Genomic DNA, 10019 nt, shown 5'->3' on the forward strand with positions numbered 1-10019 from the left:
GGGAGGAACCCATGCAGACCACGTGCGGGGCCCGATGCCGAGATGGCTCGCCCTGCTCCAACCCGCCCATGACCGCAGCGACCCGCTGCCGGATGCACGGCGGTGCCAGCCCCCAGGCCAAGACCGCGGCGGCCCGCCGGCAGGTCGAGGGCCAGGCGCGTGCGCTGCTCGCCGAACTCGGCACGCCGCCGGTCGAGGACCCGCTCGCCGCGCTGCTGCGCCTCGGCGGGGAGGTCCTCGCCTGGCAGAAGGCGACGGCCGCGCTGGTCAATCAGCTCGACAGCATCCGCTACCAGGGCGGCAGCGGCGAGCAGCTCCGGGCTGAGGTCGTCCTGTACGAGCGGGCCATGGACCGGGCCGCGAACGTGCTGTCGGCGATCGCGCGGCTGAACATCGACGAGCGGCTGACCGCGGTATCGGAACGGCAAGCGGAGGCGGTGATCGGCGCTGTCGAGGCGGCACTCGCGGCGGTCGGAATCACCGGCGAGCAGGCCATCGAGGGCCGTCGGGCGGCGGCCCGGCACCTGCGCGTGCTGGAGGTGGCGAGCTGATGGGCGACTTCCTGAACGTGGCCGCGGACTGGCTTGAGCGCGGCCGGCCGGGCGAGCAGTCGGCCCTGGCGGAGGCCGCCGCATATGGGGCGCTGCTGTGGTCGGCCGACGGTGTGCGGGCCTACGAGCGGCAGGGCGAGGACGCCTACCGGCTCACTCTGGTGGGCGCGGGCTCGGCGATGACCTACGAGATCGTCGGTGTCGAGGGCGGGTGGCTGCGGTGAGCGGCGTGTTCGGCCAGGCCGCCGACTGGCTGGAGTTCGGGCGGCCGAGTGGCGGCGAGCCCCTGTGCGTCCATCACGGTCCGGCGTGCGAGCTGGGCACGGTGGAGCTCCCGGAGATCTACCGCATGGTCGTCGAGGCGCGGCAGCGGCTGGGTATGACGGTGCCGCCGTTGGACGAGCACCGGGTCGCGACGCCCGCGGAGGCGGCCGAGTACCGGCGGGAGTTCGATGCTGCGCTCGCGGAGGCGCAGGCCCGGAACGCTGCCGTCGAGGCCGAGCTGCGGGGTGAGCCGCTGTGACATCCCACGTGGAAGCCGAGGTGCAGCGGCGCATAGCCGAGGCCCGCGCCCGGTCCGAGCAGGAGAAGCAACGCCGCGTCGAGCTCGCGGCAGCGCGTCGGGCCGGGCTCGCTCGCCGGCACGCAGCCAAACTCCGCCGCCTTGCCGCGGCCGCCCTCGATAACCAGACCCTCAGCGCCTCCGGCGCCTGAACCCCAAGGAGAACCATGACCACCCGAGTTGAACTCGCCCCCGAGCAGCTCCCGGAGCAGCTGCGCCCCCTGCTCGTGTCCTTCCAGGAAGCGCAGCGGCGGGGCCTCGACGCCCACCAGGCGGTGACTCGCGCGCCTATCCCCGAGCGGCACAAGCTGACCGGCACCGCCGAGGAAGCCGCCCGCGAGGCTGCTGTCGCGCATACGGCCCTGCTCGAAGCGACCCGGCAGAGCCCGACCCCGATGCGGGACCACTCGGCCGCGGCATACGCCTCATGCGTGGAGAAGGCCCGCGAAGCCCTGGCGACCGCGGAAGCCGAACTGCGTGCAGCGGCCGGCCACGCCTCCGTGTACGCGTCGGTGCGCCCCGGAAAGCCGCTCGTCAACACCGAACGAGGCGTCGAGGCGCCCGGCCGCCAGCGGGCCATGTTGTCGGTGTCGTTGCTGCGCGAGGTCGTCGACAGTCTCCCCGAATCCCTCGGCTGACAGAAGGAGAACACCGTGGCAGAGAAGCAGACTCCGTCGGCGTGGCAGCGAGTGTTGCTCGCCCGTGTGCAAGGCCGGGAGGTTGACCCGGAGGATCTGGCTGAGGCGCGTGCTGCCTCGCGCCCGGGATCGGTGGGCTGGGCGGCCACTGTGGCGGCCAGGGCCGTCCCGAAGCGGCAGCCAGCGCCCGAGGGGCCGGACCGGTTCCGTGCGGCGCTCAGGGAGCGCCTCGCCCCCACTGACAGCGGCGGCCCGTCCGCCGCATGACCCCGAGGGGGCCGCACCAACTGCGTACCCCTCAACCACTGGATTGGAGATCGAGATGGCAGACACGATGAGGCAGCCGGTGACCCCGTCAGCGGCCGCGCACGCTGAGCGGATCCGCGCCCGTGCCGAGGAGCGTGCGGCGGCATCGCAGGAGCGCGACGGACGTCAGACCTACGAGCGGTACGCGGAGAGGGCGGCGGCCGGCTACCGGGCAGATGAGGCGCTGCGCGAGCAGGCTCGCGTGAACGAGCTGATTGCGCGCGGGGTGATCGCGGCCGACCCCGAGCCGGAGGACCTTGAGGAGGAGGACGTCGAGTACGAGGACGAGGAGCCGGAGGACGACGAGGAGGACGTCCCGCAGACGACGGCCGAGAAGTACGCGGCCATCGAGCGGGAGCGGCGGGCGGCCGAGCGCGCCGTGAACGTGCGAGCGCAGACGAGCATGGTCCAGGCGATGGGTCAGCCGCTGGCTCCGCAGCGCCGGCCGGTCGTGGCACAGCCGCACCGCTACGCCGACACCTGGCCGAAGCCGACGCCGTAAATCACCGTGTGAAGAATTGTGCCCGGCTGCCGCGATGGTGGCCGGGCACGCTCGCGTTATGACTAGGGGTGAGACTGTCGCTGCCGGTACGCCTTTTGTCGGCAGGCGGGGGAGCAGTACCGGGAGTCGGCTCGGCCCGTGGTGATCGGGTTGCCGCACCCGGCGCACCCCTGCCCGCTGCCCTGATTGCCGTTACGGGTGCGGGTGAGGTCTGTTGCGCAGGTGGGCGAGCAGGTCGGCCGCTGTAGCAGGGGGTCGGCGTTGCGGATGAACATTCGGCCGCACGCGGCACACGCTACGGGCGGCATTTGCTCACCCCGTCCTACGACTCGAGACCAGCGGGCTCCGTCCAGCTCTCGCATGTCGTCGGCGCGAAGGGTGCCGGTCTCGGGGTCGTAGCCGAATTCGTAGCAGCCGGAGCAGATGAGGAATCGGCTCGGCCACCATTTGCGTTGCCGCGGGTACTGGCGGGCGCCTTCGACGAGATAGCCGGGGCCTTCCTTGAAGTTGTCACCGCAGAGCGGGCAGTTGACGTTACGCATAACGGTGAGGGTAGCTGACCCCTCTGCCTATGTCACCAGTATCCGTAACGTTACGGCTGGAGGTGGGGGAGGGTTGGTCGCCATCATCCATCGCCACCCATAGCCGTAACAACCCGGATATCTCCCTAGGCAAACACCTGAAAACGCTGCGACCTGCAACGTAAAGTAATCCACGCAATCTCTTACGCCGCAACGGGGGAACAGTGCGAATCGTCGGCTACAAGCGGGTATCCGGGCTCGGACAGGTGAACGACGGCTTCGGCCTCGCCATCCAGGACACCGCCCTTCGCGGCTGGGCAAAGACCAACGGACACAAGCTCATCCGCATCGAGGAAGACGAAGGCGTATCCGGCGCGAAGGAAGCAGTTGACCGCCCTGGCCTGTCCGCCGCACTGCTCGCCGTCCAAGAGGGCGAAGCCGAAGGGCTGCTCGTACCCAAGCTCGACCGCCTCGCCCGCGCCTTGACCGTGCAGGAAGCAACGTTGGCGTTCGTCTGGCGCGCCGGCGGCCGGGTGTTCGCCGCGGACTCGGGCGAGGTCCTCCAGGACGACCCGGACGACCCGATGCGAACGGCGCTGCGGCAGGTCGTTGGTGTCTTCGCCGAGCTGGACCGTCGCATCGTCGTGAAGCGACTGAAGGACGGGCGCACCGCGAAGGCGAAGGCCGGACGTAAAGCCGTGGGCAGCTACGCCTTCGGCACTCATGGGCAGGGCAAGGGCAGGGACCGCGACGCGGCGCCCCGGCCTGACGAACAGCTTGCCGTGGCCCGCATCCTGGAGCTCCGCGAAGCTGGCGACTCGTACCGGGTCATCGCGGCCGCGTTGGACGCCGAGGGGCTCAAGCCGCGCCGCGCCGCGCAGTGGTCGGCGATGTCGGTCCGGGCCGTGGTCCAGCGCGCCACGGAGAGTTCCACCCCGCGTCCGTGACGGATGCCGCGAGCAGCTGCTGTCGCTCGTCGTCGTCCAGGTGGAGAACGTCCGCGAGGCGCTCGGCAACCCACAGGGACGGACAGCGGTCGCCCGCTTCGATGTTGGAGAGGTAGCCGCCGCTCACCCATGCTCGCCGTGCGGTCTCGCGGACGCCGAGCCCTGCCCGCTCTCGTGCCGCCCGGAGGGCGGTGCCCATGCCGGGCGGGGGAGTGCGGCGCTGTCGAATGGCCATGAAGCACCCAGGCTTTCGATTCAATGGTCACCTAGACGATGGACCTTTGAATCGTAGGCCAGTGGAGTTAGGGAACCGCCAGGGTTACGGGCAGAGCGTGACCCTCAACCGTGGGCATATCCCCACCGTTGAACAACCACAGCCGTAACGACCAGACTTGTCCTCGACCACGGGCACCTCAGTTGTGGGGCTCTGCCCCATAACCGCCACCGGGCAGGCGGTTCGGGATCCCGAGCCGCGCGTGGGCCAGATACGACCTACGAGACGTGTCCGGATCCGGACACGAACCTTCCCGCCCGCGCGTGGGCCGAGTTTGCGGCCGAGTCCGACTTGGTCACAAACATCTCCACGAAGGCCCGCGCGGGCCGGACGATGGTCGCTGGAGCGGCGGCCTCATTACTCAGATGAATATTGAGGTCCGCCCGCGTGTGGCCCGGACGGCGTCGGCCCCATTTTCAGAACTGAAATTGGCACGAGGCCCGCCGCGCGTGGGGCGGACTCACTGCCAGGAGTCGGGACTGACGCGTCCCTGCCGGGCCAAGGTCCCGCCCGCCCTCTGGACGGGGTACTGGGGACGGGCGGGCGGACGTGGGACGGCCGCTCCCCTCGGGGGAGGAAGGAGCGGCCGCCGGCTCCGGTGCCGGCCTCTTCTGCCGTCACCGACACCGGAGGTCTACAGGCGGGTGCCGATCGCGATGGAGTCGCTGCCCGCCAGCCTGAGGATCGCCTGCGTGAAGATGCGCAGACGCTCGTGGTCCAGGTCGGCTACTGCGCTCAGTGGCGTGCTGCCGATGCCCACCATGGACAGCAGCAGCCCGAGAAAGATGCGCTGCGGGCGGTCCAGGGGAAGCGTGTACAACATGCCCGTCAGCCCCTCCCAGTTGCACGCCTTCCGCCCGCGCCTCTCGGCGACGATGGCGGTGCGCACCTGAGGCAGGGCGAGGATCGTGCGCTCCTCGACCAAGGCTTGAATCGCCACCCGGTGCTGCCCCTCGACCGACCGGATCAGCAATCCGCTCAACCTGATGGCGTCGACGTCGATGTCGCATGCGGTGGCTGTGCTGGTCTCAGGATCCGTGGTTGTCATGCGAACGCCTCCGTGGGCAGTCGGTAGCCGCCGGGGCCGAACGCGGCGCCCAGGACGGTGGGGTCGGTGAGTAGGCCGGATCCGTCGGGCCGCGACAGCCAGAAGCGCCCCCAGACCTGCTGGCCCGTGGGCGGGCAGTGCAGGACCGAGCCGGCTGGCTGGACGCAGACCTGCCGGACGTCGGCGAGTTCGTCGGCAGCGTTCAGCGGGACCAGCCACCACATTCGGTCTTGTGGGGGGTCTGCCAGGACCGGTCCGCGGTGCTCCTCGCGCATGCGGTAGAGCGCCTTCATGCCGGGCACGAGACTCGATTCAGCGGCAAGCCACGACGTGCCCGTGCGTATGGGAGCCGCGGCCTGGAAGGACCATGCCTCGCGGACGAGGTTCGGGTGCGCGTGGCAGTCGGCGAGCCACGCGTCCCCGGCCTCGTACAGTTCGGCAAATCGCATCCCAGGGGCCATGACCAGCAAGTTAGGGACGAGCGAGAATCACCGGCTGATCTGATTCGCGAATATTCGCCCAGAGGATCGGCTGATTCGCGGTGATGCTCACGCGAGGTCAGAGACCTGGGCGCGCGCCCTCGCGATCAGGCGCCGGGCGTGCGTCCCGTACACCGCCGCGTCCGCGAGCGCGTCCCACACCCGCCGGTACACGGCCACAGTGTCGGCGTCGTCCAGCCACAGTTCGGCGTGCCAGTCCTCAACGACCGCGAGCCGCTCGTCATACAGCCAGAACGCGTTGGCCGGCGGGACCCGCAGCTGCGCGCCGAGGGGCACGATGCCCAACCGGACGTTGGCGAGGCCGATGACGGACATGAGCCGGTCCATCTGCGCGGCCAGCACATCGCTGGGCGCTACGGCGGCGTGTAGGGCCGCTTCCCACATCAGGATGTCGAAGGATCTCTCCGGCTCCCACAGCAGCGCCTGGCGGCGGATACGGGCACGCACGGCGTCCTCGACGTCCTTGGGTGACTGTTGGAGCTCGGCGAAGCGGGCGAAGACGTGCCGGGCGTAGTCCGGGGTCTGGAGCATCCCGACGACCATGGAGCCTTGCCAGGCTCGGAGTTCGGTGGACCGCTCGTACTCGATGGTGAGGACGTCCTGTACGGGCCGGTGCCCGGCCCGCAGTTGGCGGCGCCAGGACCGGGTGTGTGACTCCAGGCCCTGGAGTCGAGCCGTGAGTTCTGCGGCCGTCTCAGGGGCGCCTACGGCCGCAGCCCACGCGGTGACGTCGTCGATGGTGGCGGTCTGGCGGCCGGTCTCCAGCTTGGAGACCTTGGCCTGCGGCCAGTCCAGCAGGCCCGCCAGATCGCGTTGGGTGCGCTGGCCGCGCAGCTCACGGAGCCGGCGGCCGAGCGCCTCGCGGGCCTGCTGGAAGTCCGTTGCCACAGCAGGGAAGCTACCCGCTGAACTGGTTGTACGGCACGGAGTGATGCCAGGCGGCTTCCCGGGCCTGCGCGTAGCGGAGCACCTCGACGGGGTTGGTGATCAGCTCGACGCCGGTCATGACGTCCTGGTCGTCGAAGTGGAGCAGCGCCACCACACGGGCGTCGAAGATCCAGAAGTCCTCACGCGGAAGCCCGAGGTCGTCGGCCTGTGCTCGGGGCAGCACGCGGATGGTCTCGCCGACGGCGGTGTTCCGGCGGGCGTTGTCGAGTAGGTACCGCTGTCCCTCGGTCGGTGGGGCGTCGAGGATCCGCACGCGCTCGAACCTCTTCCCGGCCGCGGTCTGCTCGCGTCGGTTGGCGCACCACGGGTCGTCGAGATCCCACGTCACGGGCTGGCCGGCGGTGAACTGGCGGTAGGTGTTGGTCTGCTCGTCCTCGGCGTATCGGCCGCGGGTCTCCAGCCTCCACGCGGAGTGCCGGAGGGTGGTGAACATGCTGCCGAACTCGGCGAAGCTGATGGACTGGGGCACGTGAACGGGCTCCTTGGGGCCGAAGTTCGCGAGGAGTTCGCGGGGCACGGTCACCGCGGCCTCGCCCACGGCGAGGTCGAGCTGCGCGACCTCCGCGGGATCGGTGACCGGGTCGCCCTGCACGACGTAGATGTCCGTGCCGGGCTCGGTGTACAGGGTGGGGCATCCGTCGTTGCCGGAGTTGGTGCCGACTTTCCACAGGCGCCTGGTCATAGCGTGATCTCCTTCGGTGAGTTGGCTGCCGGGCACCGTAGCCCGACGGTTCGGAATGGCGACAGATGGCGCTGGGCCCGGCTCGTCGGCTCAGCGTGAGCCTTGCTCGTGAGTGCGTCGCCATGCGTTGTGTGCCCGCCGGCCGACGCGCAGCCGAAGCTTGCGACCACGGCACCGCGGGCACGTCCGGTCGCCGAGAATCCGGCCGTGCACCTCGCCCTCGCCGCGGCACTTCCGGCACGGTGCGAACGGCTTCAGCCAGCACTGCACGACGTACACGACGAAGCAGGCGAGCAGCGCGCCCATAGCAACCCACATGAGGTGTCCTCCCCTCGATTCCGGGCGTTTCCCGGGGTTCCAGCGGTGCCCCTGCTAGACGCTAGGTGCCTGCTCAGGGGCCTAATCAGGTGCTAGTGGAGCTGCTAGACCTAGCGGGGCCGGGTGCTAGGTCTAGCGGCGGTGATCGGGGCTACGCGGCGAGCCTGTCGGCGTCCCGGCGGGCGATGGCGGCGGCGACGTCGGCACGCTGGATCCCGCGCCGGTTGGCGCCCTCGCCCTCGTCGGTCTGCCCCCACACCTGGCCCGACTTCACGCCCCACGGCTTGAGCGCAGCGGTGACGTTCTCGCCCTTCCACTCGCCGTACACATCCGGCCGCATCTCCGCGAGACGGGACGCGATCCGCTCGCACCACACGGCTTTCTCGTCGACGCCCACGGACTTCAGGACGTCGGCCAGGATGTCGAGGCCAGCAGTCTCCGCGGGCCCCTCGCCGATCGCGTGGCCGGTCACGTTGCCGTACTCCTCGCGCATCTTCCGGGCCCGGGTGACGACCTGCTCGGCGCCGGTGGCGTCGATGAACGCCGACGACACGATGCGCGGGTCGTCGCCCTCGCCGGCCATCCAGCAGATGCCACGGTCGGAGCGGCTGAACATGGTCGCCCGAATGCCCGACTTATATGCCCCTGTGCCCAAAACCATGTCGTTGGCCTGGTGGTTCATCACCTTGAGGCAGAAGCGGAGCACGGCATTGGCGGAGATCCCCGGGGGCAGGGACTTGGCGTCCGGGCGCTGGGTGGCGAACAGTCCGACGATGCCCAGGGCCGGGCCGCGCTTGGTGATGTCCGTGCAGATCGACTCCAGCTCGGCCCCGTACTTTTCGTGCTCGAACGGGACTTGGCACTCGTCCAGGCCGACGACGATCGGGTGCAGTCCGAGGCTCTTGTCGCTGGCCAGGGCCGGGGTCACCTTCGACTCCGGGCAGCGGGAGCTCGGCAGGGAGCGGATCACCTTGGCGCGGCGGCGCAGCTCCTCCTTGATCTCCCGCAGCGCGTGCAGGACGTACAGGACGTCTTCGTCCTCGTCGCCGGCGCGGTAGCGGTGGCAGATCCGCTCCAGCGCCTTGAGGTCGCCAGTGCCCTTGAAGTCGAAGGCGTACAGGGCGGCCCGCGGGTCGAGGGCGGCGATCAGCAGGAACAGGCGGAGCAGGAACGTCTTGCCCATGCGGGGGATGGAGCCGATGACGATGGCCGCGAACATCAGGGTCACGGCCATGGGGCCCATTCGGTAGTCGTTGCCGAACACGACCGGCTTGAACAGGTCGACCTGCCCGTCCTTCAGCAGCGGCCACGGCGGCTTCGTCGTTGCATTCATCGGCTTGTCGCCCACCCAGAGGATCAGCCGGCCCTCGTGCCCGTCCTGGCTCTCCGAGTCGCCCGACGGCCACACGCAGCCCAGCTTGCGGCGCAGGCCGGAGGCGAGGGCCTCCCGCTTTTCGATGACGTCGTCCGGGGTGACGCCGAAGGGCAGGTCCAGCTCGGCGCGGTAGCCGGGCCCGTCGCGGCAGATCTCCGAGGTGAAGCCCATACCGTGCGCGGACTTGTTCCCGAAGTCCTTCAGGGCGGCGTTGATCCGACTGTCGTTGATGGCGCCGAGCGCCCGCAACACGATCGTGCCGGTCAGCTTCTGGAGTTCGGTGCGCATCACGGCCGGGCCGATGACAGGGGCGTCGGGCTGCTGGCCGAAGAAGCCGAGCGTCAGCACCCCGCCGGCCGCGAAGACGTACAGGAACGCCGGGGCCATCACGTACAGCCAGAGGGCGAAGCCGACGCCGAACACCGCGGCAACCACGGTGACCAGGCCGCGCAGCCGGACGCGGTTGCCGCGCAGCCGGGCCAGCCTCATGTACTCCTCGACGTCATCGGTTCGCACGGCGTAGTCCCGCAGCGGGGCGGCCTCGCGGTCCCACAGCCACCGGTTGGTGCTCGCGACGAACCGACAGGCACCCCGCGGCGACATCACGGCCAGCTGGGTGGCGTACCAGGGCAGGCGTACTCCGTGGAACAGCGAGGCGTACCCGAGGCGGTTGGCGGTGTGCCTGGCGGTGACCGCGAACTCGGACCGGTCCTTCAGCCAGGCGGGCAGGATCGGCCTGCGCTTCTCGGCGGCGACGCCAGGGGCGGCCAGCTTCGGGTTGTCGACGGGGACGGGCGGCGCCGGGACGTCGGTGTCGCCCATGGGCGACACGACCTCGGGGGCGGGC

The 10019-nt window shown here is 70.2% G+C and carries 13 protein-coding genes; 7 read left to right on the forward strand and 6 right to left on the reverse strand.

Annotated elements, in window-relative coordinates; genetic code table 11:
- The first annotated feature begins 11 nt into the window (after positions 1 to 11).
- From FNH09_RS23480 to FNH09_RS49560, 7 genes are all read left to right on the forward strand, one after another.
- Positions 12 to 551: an HGGxSTG domain-containing protein gene (locus FNH09_RS23480; RefSeq protein ID WP_274390262.1), complete on the forward strand. Its 540-nt coding sequence runs from the start codon at positions 12 to 14 to the stop codon at positions 549 to 551.
- Complete coding sequence (locus FNH09_RS23485; protein WP_152891190.1) at positions 551 to 775, forward strand: hypothetical protein; 225 nt, start codon at positions 551 to 553, stop codon at positions 773 to 775. The genes FNH09_RS23480 and FNH09_RS23485 overlap by 1 nt, the downstream gene beginning before the upstream one ends.
- Positions 772 to 1074: a hypothetical protein gene (locus tag FNH09_RS23490; RefSeq protein ID WP_152891193.1), complete on the forward strand. Its 303-nt coding sequence runs from the start codon at positions 772 to 774 to the stop codon at positions 1072 to 1074. The genes FNH09_RS23485 and FNH09_RS23490 overlap by 4 nt, the downstream gene beginning before the upstream one ends.
- Positions 1071 to 1265 carry a hypothetical protein gene (locus tag FNH09_RS23495; RefSeq protein ID WP_202919735.1) on the forward strand — a complete coding sequence of 65 codons (195 nt, stop codon included), beginning with the start codon at positions 1071 to 1073 and terminating at the stop codon, positions 1263 to 1265. The genes FNH09_RS23490 and FNH09_RS23495 overlap by 4 nt, the downstream gene beginning before the upstream one ends.
- A gap of 15 nt (positions 1266 to 1280) precedes the next feature.
- Entirely contained in the window at positions 1281 to 1751 is a 471-nt protein-coding gene (locus FNH09_RS23500) for a hypothetical protein (RefSeq protein ID WP_152891195.1), read from the forward strand.
- A 322-nt stretch (positions 1752 to 2073) separates the two neighbouring features.
- Positions 2074 to 2559, forward strand: coding sequence for a hypothetical protein (locus FNH09_RS23505; RefSeq protein WP_152891197.1), 486 nt, complete (start codon positions 2074 to 2076; stop codon positions 2557 to 2559).
- Positions 2560 to 3304: 745 nt separating this feature from the next.
- Complete coding sequence (locus FNH09_RS49560) at positions 3305 to 4027, forward strand: recombinase family protein (protein WP_152891199.1); 723 nt, start codon at positions 3305 to 3307, stop codon at positions 4025 to 4027.
- Here FNH09_RS49560 and FNH09_RS23515 read toward each other — a convergent pair.
- The 6 genes from FNH09_RS23515 to FNH09_RS23545 all read right to left on the reverse strand — a co-directional run bounded on the left by FNH09_RS23515 (position 3939) and on the right by FNH09_RS23545 (position 9994).
- Positions 3939 to 4262: a helix-turn-helix domain-containing protein gene (locus tag FNH09_RS23515; RefSeq protein ID WP_152891201.1), complete on the reverse strand. Its 324-nt coding sequence runs from the start codon at positions 4260 to 4262 to the stop codon at positions 3939 to 3941. The genes FNH09_RS49560 and FNH09_RS23515 overlap by 89 nt on opposite strands.
- 673 nt (positions 4263 to 4935) lie before the next feature.
- Positions 4936 to 5349: a hypothetical protein gene (locus FNH09_RS23520; protein ID WP_152891208.1), complete on the reverse strand. Its 414-nt coding sequence runs from the start codon at positions 5347 to 5349 to the stop codon at positions 4936 to 4938.
- Positions 5346 to 5798, reverse strand: a complete 453-nt coding sequence (locus tag FNH09_RS23525; protein WP_152891211.1) for a hypothetical protein — start codon at positions 5796 to 5798, stop codon at positions 5346 to 5348. Before FNH09_RS23525 ends, FNH09_RS23520 begins: the two co-directional genes overlap by 4 nt.
- Before the next feature lie 99 nt (positions 5799 to 5897).
- Positions 5898 to 6737 carry a Scr1 family TA system antitoxin-like transcriptional regulator gene (locus FNH09_RS23530; RefSeq protein ID WP_162468983.1) on the reverse strand — a complete coding sequence of 280 codons (840 nt, stop codon included), beginning with the start codon at positions 6735 to 6737 and terminating at the stop codon, positions 5898 to 5900.
- 10 nt (positions 6738 to 6747) lie between these two features.
- A complete protein-coding gene (locus FNH09_RS23535; RefSeq protein ID WP_152891213.1) occupies positions 6748 to 7479 on the reverse strand; it encodes a DUF6879 family protein in 732 nt (243 codons plus the stop codon).
- A 469-nt stretch (positions 7480 to 7948) separates the two neighbouring features.
- Positions 7949 to 9994, reverse strand: coding sequence for a cell division protein FtsK (locus FNH09_RS23545; RefSeq protein ID WP_152891217.1), 2046 nt, complete (start codon positions 9992 to 9994; stop codon positions 7949 to 7951).
- Positions 9995 to 10019: the final 25 nt, after the last annotated feature.

This window comes from Streptomyces adustus (assembly GCF_009377175.1).
GTDB classification, from domain to species: Bacteria; Actinomycetota; Actinomycetes; order Streptomycetales; family Streptomycetaceae; genus Streptomyces; species Streptomyces adustus.